The 23,785-nt window shown below is 72.0% G+C and carries 21 protein-coding genes; 14 read left to right on the forward strand and 7 right to left on the reverse strand.

Annotated features, from left to right (window positions below; genetic code table 11):
• Window positions 1–21: 21 nt before the first annotated feature.
• Complete coding sequence (locus I3V78_RS35900; RefSeq protein ID WP_204495034.1) at window positions 22–444, forward strand: hypothetical protein; 423 nt, start codon at window positions 22–24, stop codon at window positions 442–444.
• 9 nt (window positions 445–453) lie between these two features.
• On the opposite strand, the gene I3V78_RS35905 is transcribed toward I3V78_RS35900, so the two are convergent.
• Window positions 454–2,526, reverse strand: a complete 2,073-nt coding sequence (locus I3V78_RS35905; RefSeq protein ID WP_239576911.1) for a M3 family metallopeptidase — start codon at window positions 2,524–2,526, stop codon at window positions 454–456.
• Window positions 2,527–2,724: 198 nt separating this feature from the next.
• Here I3V78_RS35905 and I3V78_RS35910 point away from each other — a divergent pair, with 198 nt between their 5' ends.
• On the forward strand, window positions 2,725–3,177 hold the full coding sequence (locus I3V78_RS35910; protein WP_204495037.1) for a hypothetical protein: 453 nt from the start codon (window positions 2,725–2,727) through the stop codon (window positions 3,175–3,177).
• A 9-nt stretch (window positions 3,178–3,186) separates the two neighbouring features.
• Here the strand turns inward: I3V78_RS35910 and I3V78_RS35915 are convergent, their stop codons facing one another.
• Both I3V78_RS35915 and sitA5 read right to left on the reverse strand, forming a co-directional pair.
• Window positions 3,187–3,813 carry a pentapeptide repeat-containing protein gene (locus tag I3V78_RS35915; protein WP_204495039.1) on the reverse strand — a complete coding sequence of 209 codons (627 nt, stop codon included), beginning with the start codon at window positions 3,811–3,813 and terminating at the stop codon, window positions 3,187–3,189.
• A gap of 11 nt (window positions 3,814–3,824) precedes the next feature.
• Window positions 3,825–5,300, reverse strand: coding sequence for a SitA5 family polymorphic toxin (sitA5, locus tag I3V78_RS40030; RefSeq protein ID WP_275583520.1), 1,476 nt, complete (start codon window positions 5,298–5,300; stop codon window positions 3,825–3,827).
• 106 nt (window positions 5,301–5,406) lie between these two features.
• Here sitA5 and I3V78_RS35925 point away from each other — a divergent pair, with 106 nt between their 5' ends.
• Window positions 5,407–6,825, forward strand: coding sequence for a hypothetical protein (locus I3V78_RS35925; protein ID WP_204495041.1), 1,419 nt, complete (start codon window positions 5,407–5,409; stop codon window positions 6,823–6,825).
• 3 nt (window positions 6,826–6,828) lie between these two features.
• Here the strand turns inward: I3V78_RS35925 and I3V78_RS35930 are convergent, their stop codons facing one another.
• The gene (locus I3V78_RS35930; RefSeq protein ID WP_204495043.1) at window positions 6,829–7,572 is read right to left on the reverse strand and encodes a hypothetical protein; all 744 of its coding nucleotides are present in this window, start codon (window positions 7,570–7,572) and stop codon (window positions 6,829–6,831) included.
• Entirely contained in the window at window positions 7,569–8,717 is a 1,149-nt protein-coding gene (locus I3V78_RS35935; RefSeq protein ID WP_204495045.1) for a hypothetical protein, read from the reverse strand. The genes I3V78_RS35930 and I3V78_RS35935 overlap by 4 nt, the downstream gene beginning before the upstream one ends.
• A 206-nt stretch (window positions 8,718–8,923) precedes the next feature.
• On the opposite strand from I3V78_RS35935, the gene I3V78_RS35940 reads away from it, so the two are divergent.
• The 7 genes from I3V78_RS35940 to I3V78_RS35970 all read left to right on the forward strand — a co-directional run bounded on the left by I3V78_RS35940 (window position 8,924) and on the right by I3V78_RS35970 (window position 16,509).
• Window positions 8,924–10,486 (forward strand): acyl-CoA carboxylase subunit beta, encoded by a 1,563-nt coding sequence (locus tag I3V78_RS35940; RefSeq protein WP_204495048.1) that lies wholly within the window; start codon window positions 8,924–8,926, stop codon window positions 10,484–10,486.
• Window positions 10,487–10,537: 51 nt separating this feature from the next.
• On the forward strand, window positions 10,538–11,140 hold the full coding sequence (locus tag I3V78_RS35945; RefSeq protein ID WP_204495050.1) for a malonic semialdehyde reductase: 603 nt from the start codon (window positions 10,538–10,540) through the stop codon (window positions 11,138–11,140).
• 129 nt (window positions 11,141–11,269) lie between these two features.
• Window positions 11,270–11,902: a hypothetical protein gene (locus tag I3V78_RS35950; protein WP_204495052.1), complete on the forward strand. Its 633-nt coding sequence runs from the start codon at window positions 11,270–11,272 to the stop codon at window positions 11,900–11,902.
• Window positions 11,903–11,981: 79 nt separating this feature from the next.
• Window positions 11,982–13,496 carry an acetyl-CoA carboxylase biotin carboxylase subunit gene (gene accC, locus I3V78_RS35955; protein WP_204495054.1) on the forward strand — a complete coding sequence of 505 codons (1,515 nt, stop codon included), beginning with the start codon at window positions 11,982–11,984 and terminating at the stop codon, window positions 13,494–13,496.
• 28 nt (window positions 13,497–13,524) lie between these two features.
• Window positions 13,525–14,016, forward strand: coding sequence for an acyl-CoA carboxylase biotin carboxyl carrier protein subunit (locus I3V78_RS35960; protein WP_204495056.1), 492 nt, complete (start codon window positions 13,525–13,527; stop codon window positions 14,014–14,016).
• Between the two features lie 41 nt (window positions 14,017–14,057).
• Window positions 14,058–15,956: a P-loop NTPase family protein gene (locus I3V78_RS35965; RefSeq protein ID WP_204495058.1), complete on the forward strand. Its 1,899-nt coding sequence runs from the start codon at window positions 14,058–14,060 to the stop codon at window positions 15,954–15,956.
• Between the two features lie 37 nt (window positions 15,957–15,993).
• Window positions 15,994–16,509, forward strand: coding sequence for a YfbM family protein (locus I3V78_RS35970; protein ID WP_204495060.1), 516 nt, complete (start codon window positions 15,994–15,996; stop codon window positions 16,507–16,509).
• 2 nt (window positions 16,510–16,511) lie between these two features.
• On the opposite strand, the gene I3V78_RS35975 is transcribed toward I3V78_RS35970, so the two are convergent.
• Window positions 16,512–17,279, reverse strand: coding sequence for a TSUP family transporter (locus I3V78_RS35975; protein WP_204495062.1), 768 nt, complete (start codon window positions 17,277–17,279; stop codon window positions 16,512–16,514).
• An 85-nt stretch (window positions 17,280–17,364) separates the two neighbouring features.
• On the opposite strand from I3V78_RS35975, the gene I3V78_RS35980 reads away from it, so the two are divergent.
• From I3V78_RS35980 to yhbY, 3 genes are all read left to right on the forward strand, one after another.
• Window positions 17,365–18,171, forward strand: a complete 807-nt coding sequence (locus I3V78_RS35980) for a hypothetical protein (protein WP_204495064.1) — start codon at window positions 17,365–17,367, stop codon at window positions 18,169–18,171.
• Window positions 18,172–18,251: 80 nt separating this feature from the next.
• On the forward strand, window positions 18,252–20,582 hold the full coding sequence (locus I3V78_RS35985) for a J domain-containing protein (RefSeq protein ID WP_204495066.1): 2,331 nt from the start codon (window positions 18,252–18,254) through the stop codon (window positions 20,580–20,582).
• 53 nt (window positions 20,583–20,635) lie between these two features.
• On the forward strand, window positions 20,636–20,926 hold the full coding sequence (yhbY, locus tag I3V78_RS35990; RefSeq protein WP_204495068.1) for a ribosome assembly RNA-binding protein YhbY: 291 nt from the start codon (window positions 20,636–20,638) through the stop codon (window positions 20,924–20,926).
• Here yhbY and I3V78_RS35995 read toward each other — a convergent pair.
• The gene (locus tag I3V78_RS35995) at window positions 20,923–22,230 is read right to left on the reverse strand and encodes a hypothetical protein (RefSeq protein WP_204495070.1); all 1,308 of its coding nucleotides are present in this window, start codon (window positions 22,228–22,230) and stop codon (window positions 20,923–20,925) included. The two genes, yhbY and I3V78_RS35995, sit on opposite strands and share 4 nt — an antisense overlap.
• Before the next feature lie 151 nt (window positions 22,231–22,381).
• Between I3V78_RS35995 and purF the strand changes: the two genes are divergently transcribed.
• A complete protein-coding gene (gene purF / locus I3V78_RS36000) occupies window positions 22,382–23,779 on the forward strand; it encodes an amidophosphoribosyltransferase (RefSeq protein ID WP_204495072.1) in 1,398 nt (465 codons plus the stop codon).
• The last annotated feature ends 6 nt before the right edge of the window (window positions 23,780–23,785 follow it).

Consider the following 23,785-nt stretch of genomic DNA (forward strand, 5'->3'; position numbering starts at 1 on the left):
TCCTCGTCGTATACCCACGCCATGCAGCCGCCCTCCCCGGACCTCTTCGATGACTCGCGCTGGCCTCTGCTCCAGCTGCGGCTGCCCGGCACGCTGGCCTCGCGCGCGTACGAGGACTGCCTCGCCGCCTTCGGCCGCCAGTTGGATCGGGGCGAGCGCTTCGTGCTCATCGTGGACCTGAGCCGGGTGAGCATGGTGCCGCTGGATCAACGCTGGCGGCAGGTGGAGTGGTTCGAGGAGCGCGAGCAGCAGGTGCGCGAGCTCATCATCGGCTCGGCCAACATCATCACCTCGCCCCTGGTGAGACTGTCGGTGAGCGCCATCATGTACTTCAAGCGCGTGCCCCTGCCGGTGGTCATCGTCCCGGACTGGAACAGCGCCGAGGCCTGGGCCCTCGAGCGCCTGGAGGAAGAGCGGCGCGTGCGAGGGCCCAAGCCCGGCTGAGCCACGGGCTCAGGCCCGGGGCCGCTGCTCCACCAGGCCCGTCTGCTGGAGCAGGGGCTGGGTGCTGGGCTCACGGCCGCGGAACTGCTTGAACACCACCAGCGGATGGCGGCTGCCGCCCAGCGCGAGCACCGTGTCCCGGAAGCGCCGCCCCGTCGACTCCACGGCCCGCTCGTCGCCGAGGCCCGCCTCCTCGAAGGCGGAGAAGGCATCCGCGGAGAGCACCTCGGCCCACTTGTAGCTGTAGTAGCCGGCGGCGTAGCCCCCCGCGAAGATGTGGGTGAAGGCGCAGAGGAAGCGGTCCTCGGGCAGCGGGGCCACCACCGTGTTGTCCCGGGCCACGCGCCGCTGGGTCTCCGCCACGTCGCCGCCCGTGTGGCGGTGGTGCAGCTCCAGGTCCAGCGTGGCGAAGTACACCTGCCGCAGCGTCATGGAGGCGGCGCGGTAGATGCGCCCGGCGCGGATCTTCTCCTGGAGCGCGCGCGGCAGGGGCTCGCCCGTGTCCACGTGCCGCGCCAGGCGCGAGAGCGTCTCCTCGTGGAAGCACCAGTTCTCCATGAACTGGCTGGGCAGCTCCACCGCGTCCCACTCCACGTTGTTGATGCCGGCGGCCTCGGGGTAGTCCACGCGCGTGAGCATGTGCTGCAGGCCGTGGCCGAACTCGTGGAAGAGCGTCTCCACTTCACGGAAGGTGAGCAGCGCGGGCTTGTCCCCCACCGGCGGCGTGTCGTTGCACACGAGGTAGGCCACCGGCAGCCGCAGGCTCCCGTCCGGCAGGCGCTTGCGGTCGAGCGCGCCGTTCATCCACGCCCCGCCCCGCTTGGTGGCCGGTCGGCTGTAGGGGTCCAGGTAGAACGCGGCGATGTCCTTGCCGGACTCGTCCGCCATGCGGAAGAAGCGCACGCTCGGGTCCCACACCGGCGCCTCGCCGTCCGCGGCGCGCACCGTGACGCCAAAGAGGCGCCGGGCCGTGTCGAACAGGCCCTCCAGCACGCGCGGCAGGGCGAAGTAGGGGCGCAGCTCCTCGTCCGTATAGGCGTAGCGCTCCTCGCGCAGGCGCTCGGCCCAGAAGGCCATGTCCCACAGCTCGAGCTTCAGCCCGGCGTCCCCCGACTGCTTGCGCGCGAACGCCGTCAGCTCGTCCAGCTCGCCCTGGGCCCGCGCCCGCGCGGCGCCGCGCAGCTCGCCCAGCAGTTGCTCCACGGCCTGCACGCCGGGCGCCATCTTGGCCGCGAGGCTCACCTCGGCGAAGGAGCCATGGCCGAGCAGCTTCGCCTTCTCGTCCCGCAGGGCGAGGATGCGCTCGATGAGCGGCGTGTTGTCCGCCGGGCCCGAGGAGGCGCGGGTGACGTAGGCGCGGTAGACCTTCTCGCGCAGCTCCGGGCGGCGCGAGTGCTCCAGGAAGGGGCCGAAGCTGGGCGCGTCCAGGGTGATGCGCCAGGGGCCCGCCTCGGGGGTGGGCGCGGGCGCGCCCTCGGGCAGACCCTGCTGGGCCGCCTGGGCCGCCATGGCGAGCGCGCTGGGCGGCAGGCCCGCCACCTCCTCCGGCTGGGTGAGAGTCATGGACCACGCCTTGGTGGAGTCGATGACGTTGTTGGCGAAGCGCGTGGACAGCTCGGCCAGCTCGCGCTCGATGGCCTGGAAGCGCGTGAGCGCGGCGCCCTCCAGACCCACGCCGGACAGGTCCATGTCCCGGAGGGTGGCCTCCACCACGCGCTGCTGGGCCTCCTCCAGCCGGGCCCACTCGCCGCCCTCGCGCAGCGTCTTGTAGGCCCGGTAGAGCGGCACGCTCTGGCCCACGCGCATGAAGGTCTCCACCACGTCGCCCTCGACGGCGGCGTGCGCCTCGCGCAGCTCGGCGCTGTTCTGCACGCCCATGAGGTGGTTGATGACGCCCCAGGCGAGGCCCAGGGGCTCGGTGAGGGTGGACAGGCGCTCCACGGTGCCCGCCCAGGTGGGCTGCACGTCGCGCTCCAGCGCGTCCAGGTCCGCGTTGAGGCGCGCCAGGAGCGCGCGCACGGCCGGCTCGACGTGCTCGGGGCGGATGCGATCGAACCGCGGAAGTCCTTCGGTCTGCAGCAACGGATTGTCGGAAGCAGGGACGGTCATGGGGCGGAAAGGTAAGGCACAGCTCGGGGATTGGCAGCATTCCCGGAGAGGGAAGGCGCTCCGGGCGTCCGGGAGTGCACGTCCCCGCCAAAGCCCGTGCGCGGCGCTTCCCTCGCCGCTCCCCGCCATGAGAGGGTGGCTCGAACGCCGTCCCCCCCGAGACCGGATTCCATGGCCTCTCTCCCGCCGCGCGCGCCTCCTCCCCTGATGAGCGCGCTCTCCACCGCCCGGCAGGTCTTCCGCAACGACTACTTCACCCTGCGCGTGGAGGAGCGTCAGCGCATCGCCATCACCGTGCGCAGCGAGGTGCCCTTCGCGAACCTCGCCGTGCTCGACGACATCTTCGACGAGCTGGGCGATGCCTTGGACGAGCTGGGCCGCTCGCGCTACGCGCTGCTCGCGGACATGAGGGCCGTGGCCGGCCGCAACGATCCCGAGTTCGACGTGGCCATCCGGCGGCAGCTGCACCGCTGGCTGGGGGGCTTTCGCCGGGTGGGAGTGTTCGTGCGCAGCAGCGCCGGGATCCTTCAAATCCAGCGCCACGCCAAGCACGACGGCATCGAGCGGCTGGCCTCCACGGACGAGGCGGAGCTGCTGCGCCACCTCACCCCTCACGAGGGCTGAGGCGGCGGCTCAATAGAGGATGCAGTCGAACCGCTCGATGACCGCCCGGAGCGCCTCCGGGGTGGTGTCGAACCGCTTGGCTTCCGCGGGGGCGAACAGCGTCAGGGCCCGGGTGGGCGCGGGCTGTTCGTGCAGCGTGTCCACGACGATGTCGCCAAAGCTCCCCGGCCATTCGGCGCGGCGCAAGTCGGCGGCCACACGCAGGGGCTCCAGGATCGTGAAGCAGGGCCACCCGGGGTACTTCAACGACGTGGGCTCGCAGCCCATGAACCGGCAGCCGTCCAGGCGAGCCTCGGAGAAGTCACAGTCCTCGATGGCGCCGTGCTCCCAGCCGTCCGCGTAGCCGGGCCACCGGCCGAAGTCACACCCCGACAGGCGTCCCGTGAACCGGCAGCCCTTGAGCGACGCGAAGACCCAGGCCTGATGGTTCTTGAGTTCCTGCTTCACCTCGAAGGCGCAGTCGATGAAGGACGCCTGATTGATGAGGATGTTCCTCGCTGACGCCTTCAAGACGACCGTGCACTCACGCAACACGAGGCCCGTGCTGAGGAAGTAGAGCATCCCCTTGTCCGTCAGCTCCAGGCGCTCGCCTCGAAGGTTCTTGTCCTTCCACACGACGTTGGTGAGCCCATCCACAGCCGTTCACCTCAAAAAGTCAGCATCCTGAAGAAGTCTCCCGCCATGCGTCTGCCGTGCCGCGCCAGATTCGACTCCGAACCGGACAGGAGCTCGTATTGGAAACCCGTCGCGGGGTCGAGCACATCCACTCCTTTCGGATTGAACTTGAAGCGTCCCTCGAACCGCTTCTTGACCGCATCGTGAACGAAGCGGCCTCGCGCTTCACGCTCCAACAGCCGCGCCAGCCAGTACTCGCCCGCCTTGAGGGCCTTCTTTATCGCGGCATCCTCGTTGCGCGACAGCTTGTCGGGTCCCCACTGTCGCGCCGCCTGGGTGACGGCCTCCTGGAGCTGGTCTCCTGCCCGATCCTCCCCCGGAATGTCCTGGGATGACTTGCCCCGAGGCAGGTGCCAGCGCTGCCCATTGCCCAGCACCACCTGTCGGTTGCCTCCCTGGTGGCGGATGACCGTCACCGGTCCGCCGCTCCCGGACGCCGCACCTCCGCCCGATGCGGCCTTCAGCGACACCACGACCAGCGCGCCTCGCGCCGCGACGCCGACCGACTCCACCGCCTGGGCCACCTCCGCGAGGCCCGCCACCGCCACGCCCTCCTGGGCCGCCGCCCACCCCACCCGCGCCAGGGGAAAGCCCGGCAAGGCCCGCACCCTCGCCGCCACGCCCTCCGCCGCGCGGCCCGTCAGCGCCGCCACCGCCAGCACCACCATCCGCGCCGTGTCCTGCCCCATCACCCGCGCGTAGGCCTCGCCCGCCTCCCGCAGTTCCTCGAACGTGCTCGCCGCCCGTGCCCGCGCGCACAGCCGCGTCCAGCCCTCCATCAATCCCCAGACCGTGTCCACCCCCAACCAGCCCACCAACACCACCGTCACGCTCGCCGCGACCCCCTTCGTGCTCGGCTCGGGCAGCAGCCACAGCGTCAGGTACAGCCCCACCGTCCACACCACCGTCGCCACCAGTGCTCGCGCACTCACCTCCCGCTCCAGTGCCCGCCGCGTCTCCTCCAGCACCTCGCCAAACGCCAGCGCCAACGCCAGCGTCCGGCGGTCCTCCTCTCGCAACACCGGCCCGTCATCCAACAGGCCCAGGCAATCCCCGCCGCCCCGCCGCGCGCACCACGCCAGGTAGTGGCCGCGCAAGCGGTTCGCGGCTTCCGGAGTGAGCGCCGCCGCCTCCTCCACGGGCGACAGACTCAGCACACGTCCCGCCTCCACTTCCGCCAGCCACTCCTCTTCCCACCCGAGGCCCAGCGCCCGTCGTGCCTCCTCCTGGGGCGTGCCGCCGACCCGCCGATCCCGCGCGAGCGCACGCCACGTCTCCGCGAACTCCGCCTCGGCCACCGCCACGGGAGGGGCCTTTCGTGGCCCGGACTCGAGGAGGGCGACCTCGTACTCGGCGTCCACCACCCGGCCCCGCACGGGGACAGGGGTCGCGCACGCGGCCTGCAACACGAGCCCCACGAGCCACAGCACGTGCATCCGCTTCGTCATGGGCGCGCTCCCAGTGCACTCAGTACCGGACACGAGCCTATGCCAGGGCCGAGCGACCCTCCGCGCCCGCCTTGACAGTCCACGGGTCCACTGGTCTCCCTCGGTCATGCTCCCCCTCGTCCTCGCGGCCTCGCTCGCCGCCGCCCCGTCTCCCCGTGCCGCCACTGGCGCGGACACCGTCGTCCACATTCCCCGCCTGGACGCGCTCCAGGGCCTCACCGCCTTCCTCACCGAGGCCGGGCAGAACGCCGCCCTGCTGCGCCCCGACGCCTGGCTCGCCGAGCTCCACCCCTACCTGACCCTCTCCCCCGGCCAGCCCGAGGCGCTCCAGGCCCTGGGCATCGATCCCGCCGGCGCGGTGACGCTCTCCCTGCGCCCCACGGGCCGCATCTCCTGCACCCGCCTGAGCGACCCCCAGCGCTTCCAGCAGAAGGCCACCGAGCGGCTCGTGGCGGGCAGTGGCAAGGCGCTGCAGCTCAAGCCCACCACCACCGCGGGCGTCACCACGGTGCTCGCCCCGCGTGAGGCCGGGGGCCAGGCGGGCTACGCGCTCAAGGGCCAGGAGGCGTGTGCCTTCGCGAGCGGCGGCGGGGGCTTCGTCGACGACGGGCAGGGCAAGGTGCTCCTCAAGGAGGCCTCGCGGCTGGTGACCCAGACGCCCAAGCCGGACGCGCGGCTCGCGCCCCTCGCCGGCGCCGCCTTCGTGTCCATTCCCAAGCGGGGCCTCGTGGTGGGGCTGGACGGAGGGGCCTCGGAGTTGCGGGTGGAGGGCATCGGCACGCAGCTGCCCCTGCCCCCCTTCCCCGCCGCCGCGGGCCCGAGCCCCTACGGCACCCTCAAGCCCGAGGGCCTGCTCTTCTCGCGCGCCCGGATGGCGCCGGCGGGAATCGCCGCGGCCATGGGCAACGTGCGCGCCCTGGTCCAGCAGGTGTGCACCACGTGTCCCCCGGCCGAGGTGGCCTCGGTGGCGCGCGCGGTGACCGAGCGCCTCACCGGGCAGGTGCTCGTGGCGGTGGACGGCGTGCGCTCGCGCCCCGACATGCGCTCGCCCGAGGGCCGCTTCTTCGCCTCGAGAACGGCGCTCGCCGCCGAGGTGACGGACGTGGCGGCGATGACCCAGGCCCTCGCGCCGCTGGCGAGATTCCCCGGGGCGCGGGCGCTCGCGGACGGACACGCCCTGGGCGTGAAGGGGGGCACCCTCTTCCTGCGCCTCAAGGGACGGCAGCTCGTGCTGGGCAACGACGAGGCCCTGACGGACGCGGTCCTCTCCCGCATCCCCGAGACGGGCGGCCCCGTGCCCCACGCGGTGGACTTCACCGTGGACCCGCGGCGCGTGGCGCACGGCCTCAAGCAGGTGTCGCTGATGGACGTGGTGGGCGACCAGCGGCTCGCGGCGCTCTTCACCGCGGGCATCGAGCTGGGCCCGCTGCTCAACCGCGGAGAGGCCATCACCGGCTGGATCGACGGCCTGGCGGGCGGAGGCCACCGCTTCTCCTCGCGGTGGACGCTCGCGCCCGCGCGCTGACGCCTAGAAGGCCCAGGCCAGGAACGCCCCGAGCTGGCGCTGGTCGAGCGGGCCGCTGGGGTCCGCGAGCAGTCGGGTGGTGGTGAGCTGCACGCCCACCACCAGGGGCTTGATGACGAGCGCCACCTCGGCGCGGTGCTCGGCGCCCACGTCGTCCTTGGACTGCGTGGGCACGTAGCGGTAGGCCACGTCCAGCACCAGCACCGAGCCCAGGGCCGACTGCAGGTGCAGGCCGATGAGCGGATAGGCGCGCCAGCCGCTCTCGCTGCCGTTGAGCAACTGCCAGGGGTGCGAGTTGTAGTCCGCCCCACCGCCCGCGGTCAGGATGAGCCGCTGGCGCAGCGCGTGGATCTTCCAGCGCAGCAGGTCGTACGTGAACTCGAAGTCGATCCGCGCGGCGACCTTCACGCCGTCGATGGCCTCCTCCGCGCCCGAAAAGCCCTCGGGCCGGTCCACCACGCGGATGCCGAGCGCGACATCGAAGTCCACGCCCAGCAGCGTGCCGAAGACCGTGGGGTCCGAGAACGCCATCGCGTTGAACTCGGCCATGAGTGTCTTCTGCACGTACGTGGCGCCGCCCGAGCGCGGCAGCTCGCCCGACACCAGGTCTCCGGTGAGGCCCAGGCGCAGGCTGTGGTTGCCGTAGCCGTCGAAGGGATCGTACCCCTCGGCCCGGGAGGCGCCGGGCAGCAGCCCCAGCGCGAGCACGAGCAGCGACGGGCCCAGGTGGTGGAGACGCGCGCTCACAGCCGCACCCCCAGCTCCGCCGTCCCGCCCAGGCCATGCCAGCCCAGGCCGTTGAGCACGCCCGTCACGCCGCCGTAGAAGCGGTCCGACACGTTGATGACCGCGCCCAGCCGGAACGGGCTCGTGTAGTAGCGGCCCTCCTGGACGCGCGCGTCCTTCTCACCGCCGTACTTGAACAGCTGCAAGGCGTTGATGTCCCACTGGGCCCGCACCTCGGCGAAGGCCGTCACCGGCAAGGTCAGGCGCACCATGGCGCCCGCGTTGGCGTAGTGGAAGTCCTCGCGGTGCACCCGGCCCTCGTTGCCCGCCAGCAGGGCGTTGGGGCCCTCCCCGGCCGCGAAGTCCACCCCCTTCACGCCGATGTAGGACGCCGCGAAGCCGTACTGGAAGATGACGGGCAGCGCGCCCTCGGACACCATCGGCCCGCCGATGTACAGCTCGAAGCCCGAGGCGGCCGGCCGGCCACTCAACGCGCTCACGGTGGGCATGCGCGGGGCGTACACGGACAGCTCCACGGCGTAGTCCTCGTCGAAGGCCTCTCCCGCCAGGGCGTTGCGCCGGGCCTGCTCGTCCGGCGTGAGCGTGCGGTAGTAGTCCGTGCGCACGGTGTAGCCGCCGTACTGCTCCGTCTTGGAGCCCACGTGCACCTCGTTGCCCGCGGCGGCCACGGCGAGCGCCACGAGCATGCCCAGGGTGAACTTGGTGACGTAGCCGCGGTTCTCGAAGATGTGCACCCCGGCCAGGGACACCCCGGACTGCGCGCCCCGGACGGCCAACGGGCCGCCCACGCCGCCCAGGACGCCCACCTCGTAGAAGCGCCCCTGGAAGCGCTCGGTGCCCAGGCTCGAGAGGTTGAAGCCCAGGCCGGAGTCGGCCCACTCGTCCGGCCCCCCGTATTCACGCGGGGTCTCCACGGGCGCGGGCTCCAGCTGGACCTGGGGGGCGGTGGTGGGCAGATCCGACGGCACCGCGGGGGGCACGGGCGCGGCGTCGGGGACGGGCGCGGCCTGAGGCTCGGGCGCGGCCTGCGACTCGGGCGCGGGCGCGACCACGGGCGCCTCCTGGGCCAGGGCCCCCGCACCGAGGGGCGCGAGCACCAGACCGAGCAGGAGCGCGGCACGGAAACAGCTCTTCCGGGAAGACATAGCGGGGAATCCTTCAACGGCCGGACGCTCCCTGAGGGGAGACAGGCCCGGGCCGATGCGAATCAGTTCAGCGTCCGCGCCCGATAATTGTCAATCATCCGACGCAGGAGAGGATTTCGTATGAAGCGCAGTTGCTTTTGGGGCAACGGCGCGCCCCCGTGTGCTCGGGGTGCCGCCCGCGTCCGCTTCGTGCTAGATGCGCGCGCATGAACGGACCCTCCGAGACAGACCCCCTGCGTGACCGCCTGCGTCAGATGAACGAGCGCGCGGAGCTGGGCGGTGGCGCGGATCGCATCGCCAAGCAGCACGAGGCCGGCAAGCTCACCGCGCGCGAGCGCATCGACCTGCTGCTCGACCCCGGCTCCTTCACGGAGATGGACAAGTTCGTCACCCACCGCAGCACGGACTTCGGCATGGGGGACAAGAAGATCCCCGGCGATGGCGTGGTCACGGGCTACGGCACGGTGGAGGGGCGCCAGGTGTTCGTCTTCGCCCAGGACTTCACCGTCTTCGGCGGCTCGCTCTCGGGCGCCTACGCGCAGAAGATCTGCAAGATCATGGACACGGCGATGCGCGTGGGCGCGCCCGTCATCGGCCTGAACGACTCGGGCGGCGCGCGCATCCAGGAGGGCGTGGAGAGCCTGGCGGGCTACGCGGACATCTTCCTGCGCAACACGCTCGCCTCGGGCGTGGTGCCGCAGATCTCCCTCATCCTGGGCCCGTGCGCGGGCGGCGCGGTGTACTCGCCCGCCATCACGGACTTCATCATGATGGTGAAGGACACGTCCTACATGTTCATCACCGGCCCGGACGTCATCAAGACGGTGACGCACCAGGAGGTGACCAAGGAGGAGCTGGGCGGCGCGCTCACGCACAACCAGAAGTCCGGCGTGGCGCACTTCGCCGCGGAGAACGAGCCGGCGGCCATCGCCCTGACGCGCGAATTGCTCTCGTACCTGCCCTCCAACAACCAGGAGGACCCGCCCGTCCAGCCGAGCGAGGACCCGGTGGACCGGGCCGACGAGAGCCTCAAGACGGTGGTGCCTGGCAACCCCAACAAGCCCTACGACGTGAAGGAGATCCTCCACGCCATCGTGGACGACGGGCACTTCTTCGAGGTGCAGGAGCACTTCGCCAAGAACATGGTGGTGGGCTTCGCGCGCATGGGGGGCCGCTCGGTGGGCTTCGTGGCCAACCAGCCCGCGGTGCTCGCCGGCTGCCTGGACATCGACGCGAGCGTGAAGGCGGCGCGCTTCGTGCGCTTCTGCGACTGCTTCAACATCCCGCTCGTCACGCTGGTGGACGTGCCGGGCTTCCTGCCGGGCACGGATCAGGAGTGGGGCGGCATCATCACCCACGGCGCCAAGCTGCTCTACGCCTTCGCCGAGGCCACGGTGCCCAAGGTCACGGTCATCACCCGCAAGGCGTACGGCGGGGCCTATGACGTCATGGCCTCCAAGCACATCCGCGCGGACGTCAACTTCGCCTGGCCCTCCGCGGAGATCGCCGTCATGGGCCCCGAGGGCGCGGTGAACATCATCTTCCGCGACGAGCTCAAGAAGGCCCCGGACGCGGCGGTGGAGCGCACGCGGCTGGTCAACGACTACCGCGAGAAGTTCGCCAACCCCTTCAAGGCGGCGGAGCTCGGCTACATCGACGAGGTGCTCCTGCCCGAGCACACCCGCGCGCGTGTCATCCGCGCCCTGGGAATGCTCAAGAACAAGCGCCAGGAGAACCCGCCGCGCAAGCACGGCAACATTCCGCTCTAGGCCAGCGCATCCGCTTGCACGGGTCTGTCGGGATGATTAGGGAGGGGGGCCATGTCCGACCCCCGCCTCCCCCTCGACACCGCGACGCTCAACACCCTCTTCGCCGACGCGCGCACCCACAATGTGTGGCTGGACCGTCCCGTGGAGGATGCCCTGCTCCAGCGGCTCTACGAGTTGGCGCGCATGGGCCCCACGTCGATGAACACCCAGCCCCTGCGCCTGGTGTTCGTCAAGAGCCCCGAGGCCAAGCAGCGCCTCAAGCCGGCGCTCTCCGCGGGCAACGTGGACAAGACGATGAGCGCGCCGGTGACGGCCATTGTCGCCTATGACTCGCGCTTCCACGAGCAGATGCACAAGCTCTTCCCGGCCCGGGACGTCAAGCCCATGTTCCAGGCCATGCCGGAGGAGAACGTGCGCAAGATGGCCCACATGAACAGCTCGCTGCAGGGCGGCTATCTCATCGTCGCGGCCCGGGGGCTCGGGCTGGACTGCGGCCCCATGGCGGGCTTCGACAACGCCAAGGTGGACGAGACGTTCTTCCCGGACGGTCAGTGGAAGAGCAACTTCCTGCTCAACCTGGGCTACGGGGACTCGACCAAGCTGCACCCGCGCGGCCCCCGGCTGGACTTCGCCGAGGCCTGCCGGATTGAATGACGGACGGGCCCCCGCCCAAGGCAGGCAGGCAGGCGGAGACCGTTGACTGGAAACCCTGCAGCGGCGTCCCGGGGAAATTTTGGGGGGGCCGTTCGCGCTTCAAGGAGCGCACACCAAAAGGAGCCCCGTTTGTCTCAGCCCCGCCTCGTCCTCTTCCTCGCCGACATCGAAGGCAACCTCACCGCCCTGCGTCAGACCCTGTCCCGTGCGTGTGAGCTCGCCCATGTCCCTCCGCCCGAGGTCCGCTGGGTGGAGACCGCCGCGGCCATGGCCGACGCGGGCTGGCGCGTGGCGGAGGTGAAGCTCATGCCCGCCAGTGGCAAGGCCGTTCCCGAGGATCACCTCGACTCCATCGTCCGGGCCGTGGCGCGCGACTTCCGCGACCAGGCCGTGGGGCTCTACACCGACAAGGCCGGCAGCTACGGCCGCGCCTCCCTGAGCGAGCCCGGCCGTCCCTCGCGCTCGCTGGAGGGCGAGTACATCGACGTGGTGCGTCAGACGGCCCGGTGGCTTGGCGTGGAGGCCCCGGTGCTTGGCCGCCTGCTGGACGGCGGAGCCACGGCGCGCAACCTCCTGGCCGCCGCGGTGGACTTCGGGGGCGAGGCCCCCAAGCAGGGCGCCGCGCCCGCCGGGGGCAAGACGGGCCGCCGCGCCGAGGGGCCGCCCGCGCCGCCGGAGCCGGACGAGGATGACCGCTTCGTCGAGGCCAAGCTGGTGGAGGCCAAGCGCCTCATGGAGCAGTACCTGAGCACCCGGAAGTAGTCAGTCCGCGGAGGCCCGAGCGCCCCCGGCCGCCATCGTGCTGGCCGGGCCCGCGTCCCCGTGTGCTAAAGGGGCGCCCATGGGCAAGATCCGCAAAATCCTCATCGCCAATCGCGGGGAGATCGCCGTCCGGGTGATCCGCACCTGCCGGGAGCTCGGCATCGCCACGGTGGCCGTCTACTCCGAGGCGGACCGCTCCGCGCCCCACGTGCGCATGGCCGACCAGGCCTTCTGCGTGGGCCCGCCGCCCTCGCGTGAGAGCTACCTCGTGCAGGAGCGCATCCTCGAGGTCGCCCGACGCTCGGGCGCGGATGCCATCCACCCCGGCTACGGCTTCCTGTCCGAGAACGCGTCCTTCGTGCGCGCGTGCGAGCAGGCCGGCATCACGTTCATCGGGCCGCCCGCCTCCGCCATGGATTCCATGGGCGAGAAGACGCGCGCGCGGCAGAACATGATCAAGGCGGGCGTGCCCGTGGTGCCCGGCAGCACCGAGCCCTTCGCGACCAGCGAGGAAGCGCGCGACTACGCGGTGAAGATCGGCTTTCCCATCATGCTCAAGGCCGCGGGCGGCGGTGGCGGCAAGGGCATGCGCCGCGTGGAGCGCCTGGAGGACTTCGACTCCGCCTGGCGCGGCGCCAAGAGCGAGGCGCTCAACGCCTTCGGCAACGACGCCGTCTACATCGAGAAGTACCTGGAGAAGCCCCACCACGTGGAGATCCAGGTCTTCGCCGACACGCACGGCACCACCATCCACCTGAACGAGCGCGAGTGCTCGGCGCAGCGCCGGCACCAGAAGGTGGTGGAGGAGACGCCCAGCCCCATCCTGACGCCGGAGTTGCGCGCGAAGATGGGCGAGGTGGCGGTGCAGGCGGCCCGGGCGGTGAACTACGTGGGCGCGGGCACGGTGGAGTTCCTCGTCGACGTGCACCGCAACTTCTACTTCCTGGAGATGAACACGCGCCTCCAGGTGGAGCACCCCGTGACGGAGTGGGTGACGGGGCTGGACCTGGTGGCCTGGCAGATCAAGGTCGCCGAGGGCGAGAAGCTGCCGCTCACCCAGGCGCCCGTGCCCAACGGCCACGCCATCGAGGTGCGCGTGTACGCGGAGGACCCGGCGCGCAACTTCATGCCGAGCCCCGGCCGCATCACCACGCTGCGCGTGCCCGGCGGCCCCAACCTGCGCGACGACTCGGGCGTGTTCACCGGCTACACGGTGCCCAACTTCTACGATCCCATGATCTCCAAGCTGTCCGTGTGGGGCCCCACGCGCGAGGAGGCCATCGCGCGGGCCAAGCGGGCGCTGGACGAGTACGTGGTCAAGGGCATCACCACCAACGTGCGCTACCTGCACGCCATCCTCTCGCACGCGGAGTTCGTGGGCGGCGACTACGACACGAGCTTCCTCACGCGGGGGCACGAGGCGCTCGTGGCCCAGGCGGAGGACCCCCAGGTCAGCGAGGCGGCGCTGCTGGCCAGCGTGGTGTACGCCTACCAGCGCGACCAGAAGCGCCTGCGCGGCCAGCCCGCGGCCACGACCGCGGCGGGCGAAGCGGGCATCTCCACCTGGCGGCGGGCCCTGCGCCACGGCAACTAGGCCGTCACTCTCCCGGGATTCCAAACGCATGCGTTATTTCACGAAGCGGCAGGGACAGAAGGACGCGGTGCCGGTGGACATCGAGCCCGCCGGTGACAACCGCTACACGCTCACGTACGCGGGCCGCACCGTGGTGGTGGACGCGCTGGCCATCGACGCCAGCTCGCTGTCGCTGCTGGTGGACGGGGTGTCGCACCACGTCGAGTTCGACGAGGTGGGCGACGAGGTGCTCGTGCAGGTGGGCGGGCAGACGGCGCGCATGGACGTGGCCGACGAGCGGCGGCTGCGCCTGCGCGCGGGCAAGGCGGGCTTCTCCGTGGAGGGCAAGCAGCTCATCGCCGCCCCCATGCCCGGCAAGGTGCTCAAGGTGCTGGTGAAGCTCGGCGACGAGGTGAAGGAAGGCCAGGGCCTGGTGGTCGTCGAGGCCATGAAGATGGAGAACGAGCTCAAGAGCCCCAAGGCCGGCAAGGTGGTGGAGCTGCCCGCGCGCGAGGGCACCGCCGTGGAGATCAACGCCTAGCTCGTGGTCGTCGAGTAGCGCGAGGGCCCTGCGGAGCGACCATGCGGCTGGATCCGAACCTCCCGCTTCTGCGCGAATGGACCGAGGTGCTCACCCAGGTGGACGCGCCCCTCCGGGCGGCGGGCCTCGTGGGACGTGAGCCCCCGCCGCGCTTCGCCGAGGTCGCTGCGCTGCTCACCCCGCCCCAGCAGGTGCTGTGGCTGACGGACGACTTCGAGGAGGCCACCACCCAGCAGGGGCCGCTGTCCTCCTGGCGGGGCGTCTTCTCCCCGGGGGACGGGCTCGCCCGGGAGCGGCTCGACGCCCTGCTCGCCCTGGGCGAGGCCTTCGCGCCCGAGGTCGTCGCCCTGGCGCGCTGGACCCTGCGCGTGTCGCCGGAGAGCCCCCTGGCCCGCGTCGTGCCCGCGCTCTGGCTGACCCGGGCCGAGGCGCTCCGGGGCCTGCTGGAGACGCTCGTGCGGCGCTGGCCGGAGAAGCTCGCCCTGGAGGGCCTGCCTCTCGCGCCCGAGCCGCGCCGGGAAGTCCGCGCCGCCGCCGAGGTGGGTGTCCTCTTCCCGCTCGCGCGCTGGGCCCCGGACGACGGCCCGGAGCCCTTCTCGCGGGGCGAGGTGCTGTCCCAGGCCCTGCTCGCGCTGTGGCGCGTGGGCGCCGAGGACGCGGCGCTGGTGCGCTTCCACGAGGACTTCCTGCGCGCCTGGGGCCAGGAGCTCGACACCCTCTCGCGGTGGATGCCCCTGGAGGATCCAGGCGACGCGCGCTTCGACCCCCTGCGCACCCGGGTGAACGCGCCCCGCCCCTTCCGCCTGGAGCCCCGGCCGGTGCGCAGCTACGAGTCCGTGCGCGAGCGCATCGACGCGCGGCTGGGCGAGGGCCACTGCGGCGTGGACGAGGCGGCGCGTCGGCTGGCCCCGGTGGAGCGCGTGACGTGGGCGCTCGACGAGCTGTACGCGGCCATGTGTCAGCACACCTTCCACCTGTGGGATCAGAACTGGGTGGAGCGCGACTTCGAGGGCCCGGGGTTCGTCTCGCGCATCGCGTGGGCGGCCCGGGAAGTGGAGCCGCTCGCCTCGGACCTGTTCCGGTGGACGGCCCGGTGGGCGAGCGAGCGCGGCATTCCGCTCGTCTCCCTGGTGCCCGAGGTGTGGCCGGATGGCCTGGACGCGGGGGAGACGTTCATCCGCGCCATCGCCGAGCGGTGGCCGGAGGACCTGGAGCCCCACCTGCTGCCCGACGCGCCGCGCTGGGACCCCCCGCCGCGGGTGCCCGCCCCCGGCCCGGTGCTCCACCCGGACATCGCCATCGGCTTCACGTCCCGGGGCGAGGCCTGTGCCGTGCGGGTCCCCGAGAAGTGCACCTCGCCCCGGCTCGCCTCGCGGGTGCTGTTCGCGCTCTGGCGCGCGGGCGTGGGGGACGACGAGCTGGCGGCCTTCGCCCGCGAATACCACGAGGCCCCCCGCCGCGAGCCCGAGGTCCTCTCGCGCTGGGTGCTCTTCGACGGGGACGGAGGAGACGCCGAGCGGCGCGAGGCCCTGCGCGAGCGGCTGCACCCCCAGGATCCCATCGCCCGGTGGATGGGGGTGCCCACGTTCGAAGCGCCCCTGTTCCTGCTCGTCGACGAGCCGGACCTGGACGAGTTGCAACCCCACCTGACGCGCCCGGAGCTCGAGCGGCTCGTGGCCTCGCCGGAGTACGGCCTGACCCCGCGCATGCGGGCCGTGCTGCGCCAGGACCCCGACTGGCTGATGGTGGCCGCGCGCGAGCTCGACGCGGACGGCGCGCGCCTGCTGCTGGAGGCCTCGTTCACGGGACATGGCGTCATCGTGGGGGGAAGCGACGAGGAGCTCGCCCCGCTGCGCGACGCCTTCACCGAGTACTCGGTTCCCTGGGAGCGCATCCTGGACTACAGGCGGGGACGGGGCCGACGCCCCCCCTCGGCATGAACCCGTTGGACATGAACCCCGGAGAGGTCTGATCCGCATGGAAATGCTCTGCTCACTGCGCAGCCTGACGGAGACCCAGCGTCGGGCGCTGCTCGCGGCGCCCGGCCAGCTCGAGGCCTTCATCGACGACGAGGAGGACTTCGGGGACGCCGACGGCGTGCGCTTCCTGGAGCTGGACATCGGCGAGACGTGGCACGGCCTGCAGTACCTGCTCACGGGCACGGCGTGGGACGGACAGGCCCCGTTGGACTTCCTCGTGCGCGGCGGCGAGGACGTGGGCGACATCCCCTCCGACGAGGGCACCGCGCGGCTGTTCTCCGCCGCCCAGGTGAAGGCGCTCGCCCAGGCGCTCCAGGCGCTGCCCGAGAAGACGCTGAGCCAGCGCTACGCGCCCGCGCGCATGCAGGAGGAGGACATCTACCCGGGCTTCTGGGAGGAGCCTCCGGAGGATCTGGATCCCCGCGAGGAGCTGCTGTCCTACTTCGCGGAGCTCCAGGAGTTCACCGGCCAGGTGGCGCGGCGGGGACTCGGCCTGCTGGTGTTCATCGGCTAGCGTCAGCCGACGAGCACGTCCCGTCCCAGCTTGAGCACGAGCGCCACCACCACGCCCAGCACCACCTTGCGCACGAGCGTGTCGCCGCCGCGCACGGCCAGGTGCACGCCCAGCCAGGCCCCGGTGAACTGGGCCGCGGCCATGGGCAGCGCCACGTGCCAGAGCACGAGGCCCCGGGAGGAGAAGAGCGCCACCGCCGACAGGTTGGTCGCGAAGTTGACCACCTTCGCGTCCGCCGAGGCGTGCGTGAGCGAGTGCCCGAGCAGCCCCGAGAACGCGATGATGAGGAAGGTGCCCGTGCCGGGGCCGAAGAAGCCGTCATAGGCCCCGACGAGCAGGGCGATGATGGCGCCCAGGGCCCGCGCGCGCGCGAGCGGCGGCTGGGGCCGGGTGCCGGGAGGAGGCCCCCGACGGAAGGCGAGGAAGGCGGCCACCACCACCAGCAGCACGAGCACCACAGGCTTGAGGACCTCGGGCCGCATGAGCAGCACCAGGCCCGTGCCCAGCAGCGCGCCCAGGAGGCCCAGGGGGAACGTGACGGTGGACAGGTCGCGCCGCACGAGCCCCGCCCGCCAGAAGCGCAGCAGCGCGGCGAAGGCGCCGAACACGGACTGCCCCTTGTTCGTCCCCAGGGCCACGTGCGGCGGCAGGCCGACCGCCAGGATGGCGGGCAGGGTCACGAGCCCTCCACCCCCCGCGATGGCATCCACCACACCCGCGATGAGGGCCGCGGCGCACAACAGGGCGAGCTGCGAGAAGGACAAGTCCACGACCGGCCACCTAGCATGTCCAAAGCTTGCGTGCGCGACGGCTCTGGGCGTCAATCGGGGGCCCCCTCACCCCAAGGACCTCCCCGTGCTCACGACCCTGGTCTCCGTGATGACGCTCGCGCTGCTGACGGCCGCGCCCGTGGACGCCGGCGGGCCCACCTGCCGCGCCATCGACGGGCACGTGGCGTGCGGCTACCAGTGCAAGTCCGACGGACAGCGGGTGCGCTGCGCCCAGACGCCCCAGGGCACCTGCCAGGTCATCGACGGGCAGGCGGTGTGCTTCGATCCCCCCGCCTTCATCGTCCGCCTCTATGGCGACGCGCTGCCGCCCCCCGAGTGCAAGACCATCGACGGCCAGGTGGGCTGCGGCTACCAGTGCGCCGTCCAGGCCGGCAAGGTGAAGTGCGCGCGCACCCCGGCGGGCACCTGTGGCACCCGCGCCGGGGAGATCGTCTGCTTCGATCCGCCTCCCCACGTGTACGCCGTGTACGGCAAGGCCACGCCGCGCGCCGAGTGCAAGGGGTACGACCAGGACGTGGCCTGCGGCTACAAGTGCACCCAGGGCGCCGGCCAGGTCGCCTGCAACGCCACGCCCCTGGGCGTGTGCAAGAGCGATGGCCTCCAGCTCAAGTGCTTCGATCCCCCCGCCCAGACGCTCTGTGCCTGGGGCAAGTCCCTGCCCCCCTTGCAGTGCATGATGAGCGACGGACACCCGGTGTGTGGCTACGGCTGCACCAAGTCCTACGCCAAGGCCGCCTGCGCCGCGACGCCCAAGGGCCTGTGCAAGGTGTTCGATACCGAGGTGCACTGCTTCGATCCGCCCGCCGCCCAGGACGCGGATGCCGCCTGCCTGAACATCCTGGGAATGGCCACGCTGGACTCCGTCCGGTGAAGGGTGGCGTGGCCGTTTGCTTTCCCAGATCCGTCAGCAAGGTTAGGGTGTCCAGGGCCTAGCAAGGAGCACATCCCAAGATGGCGGAGGGAGACATCCGGCAGTACTTCGTGCGCAACGACAAGGGCGCCATCTGGGGACCCCTCGAGCGGGCCACCATCGAGCTGCTCATCGAGAACGGCGCCATCCAGGGTCGGCTCCAGGTGTCCGAGGACGGCATCAACTTCGTCCTGCCCGGGCGCATGCCCCAGGTGCGTGACAGCTTCCCCCGGGAGATGTGGGGAGACGTCGTGCCGCCCGGAGCCGTTCGCGCTCCGCCGGCCGCCGCGCCCCAGGCGCCCGTGACGGCTCCGGCGCCCCACGGACCCGCGCCCGCGGGCGGCGTGCCCCTCGCCGGTCCCGGCATTCCCAAGCCCGGCACCCCCATCACCCGGCCTCCGCCGCCCGCCCGGCCTCCGGGTCCGCCTCCCGGAGCCCCGAAACCGGCCGCCGCCGGCGCTCCCGCCCCGGGCGCCCCGCCCCCAGGCGCGCCGAAGCCGGCCGCTCCCGCCGCGCCCCCTCCGGCCCGGCCGGCGACCCCGACCTCGCCCATCACCATGAGCGTCCCCACGGTCGCGCCGGAGACCGTCGAGCCGCCTCCCGCCCAGGGCTCGCTCGCGGCGCACTCGCCCGTGCGCCTCTACGGCCTCATCGCCGCGGGCAACCAGACCGGCCTGCTCTCGCTCGTCCTGGCCGACGGCACCGTCGGCATCCACTTCCGCAAGGGCAACCCCGAGCTCATCGAGTCGTCCCATCCCGATGACGCCCTGGAGACCTGGCTCCAGCGCTCCAAGCTCGTCTCCCCCGAGCAGTACCAGCAGGCCGAGGCCGCCAAGGGCCGCTTCGGCGGCGAGGTGCTCGCGGCCCTGTTCGGCCTGGGCCTGCTCCAGCCCGCCTCGGCCTTCGCCCAGCTCGCGCAGCGCGCCCAGGGCATCCTGCTCAAGGGCCTGCGCGCCGAAGCGGGCAGCTTCACCTTCGAGCCCAAGGAATTGCCCGCCGCCAAGGCCATGCCCCTGGGCAACAAGTGGGCCGTGCTCAGCGACCTGGTGCGCCGCATTCCCAGCGCGGACCTGCGCCGTCTGCTCCAGCCCGTCATCGCCCTGCCGGTGATGAAGTCCAACGGGCACGTGGCCACCGGCGACCTGCGCCTCACCCCGCATGAGGTGCGCGTGCTCGCCCTCATCGACGGCGTGCGCTCCACGGCCCAGTTCCTCAACGACATTCCCCAGGACGCCGAGCACCTGCTGCGGCTCGTGTTCCTCCTCAAGGAGCTTGGGAGCGTGTCCTTCGCCGCCTCGCGTGCCCCCGCGCCCGAGGCCCCTCCGCCCGCCGCCAAACCCGCCGCACCGGCTCCGGCCGCCGCCCAGGCCCCCGCCGCCAAGCCCGCCGCGCCGGTCGCCAAGCCCGCCGCGCCCGCTCCCGCCGCCCAGGCCCCTGCCGCCAAACCCGCGGCTCCCGCCCCCGCCGCGCCGGTCGCCAAGCCCGCCGCTCCCGCTCCGGTCGCCAAGCCCGCCGCCCCCGCTCCGGTCGCCAAGCCCGCCGCCCCCGCTCCGGTCGCCAAGCCCGCCGCTCCGGTCGCCAAGCCCGCCGCTCCCGCGCCCGCTCCGATCGCCAAGCCCGCGGCCCCCGCCCCGGCCGCTCCCGCCCCGGCCGCTCCCGCCTCGGCCGCTCCAGCCGCCGCGACGGGCGCGGGCGAACTGCCCGCCCTGCGCGAGCTCGCCCAGAAGATGAAGGAGCAGAACCACTTCGAGCGCCTGGGCGTGGGCGCGGACACCAATGGCCCGGCGGTGAAGATCGCCTACTTCAAGCTGGCCAAGCAGTACCACCCGGACACGCTGCCGCCCGGCGCGCCGCCCGAGTTGGAGAAGCTCAAGGCGGACATCTTCGCCTACATCGGCGAGGCCCAGCGCGTGCTCTCCGACGAGAAGAGCCGCGTGGCCTACATCGACGAGCTCAAGCACGGCGGCAACAAGGAGGCCGAGGTGGACGTGGAGGGCATCCTCAAGAGCGAGGACCTCTTCCGCCGCGCGGGCGTCTACCTCAAGAACCGCAAGTTCGCCGACGCGGCGAAGCTGCTCGACGAGGCCATCCAGCTCAACCCCGAGGAGGCCGAGTTCTACGCCTGGCGCGGCTACGCCCGCTTCTTCACCTTCGAGGACAAGAAGCAGGGCTTCAACGAGGCCTTCCGCGACATCCAGGTGTGCCTCAAGAAGAACGACAGGGTGGCCGCCGGGCACTACTTCCTGGGAGTCATCGCCAAGCTGTGTGGGGACACGAGCGGCTCGCTCAAGCACTTCCAGAAGACCGTGGAACTGCAGCCCAACCACATCGACGCGCAGCGGGAGATCCGCATGGCGGCCCAAAAGAAGTAGGGTGCGACACCCGGGGGCGCCACCGCGCTCCCCTCATTCGAGGAGAAGCAATCTTGCCGTTGACCGGAAAGCAGCGCCGCGAGCTTCGCGCACTGGGACATCACCTGGAGCCCGTGGTCATCGTGGGCCAGTCGGGCGTGAGCGAGGGCATCATCGGCGCCGTCAACCAGGCGCTCCAGGACCACGAGCTCATCAAGGTGAAGCTCAACGAGGGCCCCGAGGAGCGCCACGACGCCGCCGAGAAGCTGGCCGAGGGCGCGGGCGCCCATCTGGTGCAGTTGTTGGGCCGCACCGTGCTCCTCTTCAAGAAGCGCGAAGAGGACTCGAAGTTCCCGAAGTTCTAGGGCGAGAAGCCCGCCGCGTGGGCGGCCTGTTCGGCGCCCACGCCCAGCCGCTCCAGGAGCCCCGGGCCGAAGTACTGCCGATGCGCCTCGCCCTCACGCGCCTCCACGCGCTCGGGCGTCTCCACGTAGCCGAGGTAGCCGTCCACGAGCCCCAGCACCGCGCTGGCCCCCGTGCGACGCGCCAGGGCCGCGCCCGCCTGCACGGTGGGCTCGCCGGGCACGAGCACCCAGCGCAAGGGCCCGAGCCGCAGCGCCCCCACCTCCCCGGTGCGCGCGGAGGAGGCACACAGGAAGTTGTCCCCCGCCGCCCGCGCGTAGCCGGGCACCAGCCGGGAGGCATCCGGCCGGGGCAGCGCCACGGACACCCGCGCGTAGCCCAGCACCGGCGCCTCGGTCACCACCGGCGCGGCCTTGTCCGCGAGCGCGTCCACCGCCTTCGCGTAGGCGACCGCCCGCTCCAGGCCCTCGGCCCCGTCCGACACCGCCGACGCGTTGCCCGAGGCCTCCTGCAACACCAGCGTCACGCCCCCCTCGGCCTCGCGGGCCTCGCTCAGGCGGCCGGGCCAGTCCGGGTCGAGCACGTCACGCCGCCGGGGGACGAGCGTGGGGTGCGCCGCGAAGAGCAGCAGTTCCGCCACGGGCCCCTCGGCGCTCCGCAGCGCCACGCGGGTGAGCGTGCCCGAGGGCGGCTCGCCTCCGGAGCGCGAACGGACGAGCCCCGGCTCCCGGGCCTCGCCCACCTCCAGGGTGACGTCGGTGAGCCGGGCGGCCGCCCGCGCCAGGGCCTCGCCCGCGCCCGTGGCCGCCGCCCGCAGGGCGTCCTCGCGAAAGCGCCCCGTGCCGGACAGCTGTGAGGCGGGACGGTGGTCATACCCGCCGAACGAGGAATGCGTATGGGTGGCCACCACCAGCACGGCGTTGAGCCCCAGGGGCGCGGCGCGCTCGCGCACCGCGGCCACCAGCGCGTCCGGCACGAGCATCAGCTCCAGGGACACCAGCCCCACCTTGAGGCCCCCCGACTCCAGCACCACCGCGCGCGCCTGGGGCGGCAGGCCGGCGCTCCGGGCCTCGGGCGGGGCGAACCCATAGCCCGCCACCACCACCGGATAGGGCGGCACCAGGGCCACCCGCGCCGCGCCGGCCTTCCACGGCCCCTCGGCCCGCGCCTGACCCAGCACCACGGGGGCGTCGTCCTTCCAGCGGCCACACCAGTTCCACGAGGCGAGCGCGTAGGCCGAGCCCACCGTCAGCACGAGCAGGGGAAGCAACGAGCGCCACCGGTGGCGACGGGAGATGGACGACATGACAAGCCCCAAGTCTCGGCGGGAACCCGGAAATTCCCGGTCCGGAAGGGGCCCGCCCGCCCGCCTCCGACTCCTCCCCACAGGAATACCCCGGAACGGAACAACCGTTCTGGAGTTCCGTTCAACACCCGAAGGGGATAAGGCACCGGCCATGTGTGGAATCTTCGGAATCGTCGGTCACCCAGAGGCTTCCAACCTGACGTACCTGGGTCTGCACGCCCTGCAGCACCGGGGTCAGGAGTCCGCGGGCATCGTCGCCTCGGATGGTGAGAGCCTGCGCGCGCACCGGGAGATGGGGCTCGTCGCGGACATCTTCACCGCGCCGGTGATCGAGGACCTGCCCGGCGGCGCGGCCATCGGCCACGTGCGCTACTCCACCGCGGGCGTCAGCCGGCTCAAGAACGCCCAGCCCCTCACGGTGGAGTACGTGGGCGGCCACATGGCGGTGGCCCACAACGGCAACCTCGTCAACGCCCTGGAGCTGCGCAAGGCGCTCGAGGCCGACGGCGCCATCTTCCAGTCGGACTCGGACACCGAGGTCGTCATCCACCTCATCGCCCGCTCCAAGCAGGCCACCTTCGAGCAGAAGGTGGTGGAGGCCCTGGGCCGGGTGAAGGGCGCCTACAGCCTCTTGTTCCTCACCGAGAAGAAGCTCGTGGCGGTGCGCGACCCGTTCGGCTTCCGGCCGCTCGTGCTCGGTCGGCTCAAGAACAGCTGGGTGCTGGCGAGCGAGACGACGGCGCTGGATCTCATCGAGGCGGAGTTCATCCGGGAGATCGAGGTGGGCGAGATGGTCGTCATCGACGAGGACGGCCTGCGCACCAGCCACCCCTTCACGCCCTCGCGCCAGGGCCGGTGCATCTTCGAGCACGTGTACTTCGCCAAGCCGGACTCGGTCCTCTTCGGCGCGAGCGTGTACGAGACGCGCAAGGAGCTGGGCCGGCAGCTGGCGCGCGAGCAGCCCGTGCCGGGCGCGGATCTGGTCATCGCGGTGCCCGACTCGGGCGTGCCCGCGGCCATCGGCTACGCGCAGGCGAGCGGCATCCCCTACGACGTGGGCCTCATCCGCAGCCACTACGTGGGCCGCACCTTCATCGAGCCCCAGCAGTCCATCCGCCACTTCGGCGTGAAGCTCAAGCTGTCCGCGGTGCGCCAGGTGCTCAAGGGCAAGCGCGTGGTGGTGGTGGATGACTCCATCGTGCGCGGCACCACGAGCCGCAAGATCGTGAAGATGCTCAAGGCCGCGGGCGCGCTGGAGGTGCACCTGCGCATCTCCTCGCCGCCCACCCAGTGGCCCTGCTACTACGGCATCGACACGCCGAGCCGCCAGGAGCTCATCGCCTCCAGCCACAGCGTGGAGGAGATCGCCCGCTACGTGACGGCGGACTCGCTGGGCTACATCTCCCTGGACGGCCTGGGCACGGCGGTGGGTGACCGCGAGCGCACCACCTTCTGCACGGCGTGCTTCTCCGGCCAGTACCTCACCGGCAACCTGAGCCCGGGCGTCCCCGAGGAGCCGCCCGCGCCCCCCAAGCTCGTCCGGGCCTGAGGCCCC

Origin of the sequence: Archangium primigenium (assembly GCF_016904885.1) — a bacterium.
GTDB classification, from domain to species: Bacteria; Myxococcota; Myxococcia; order Myxococcales; family Myxococcaceae; genus Cystobacter; species Cystobacter primigenius.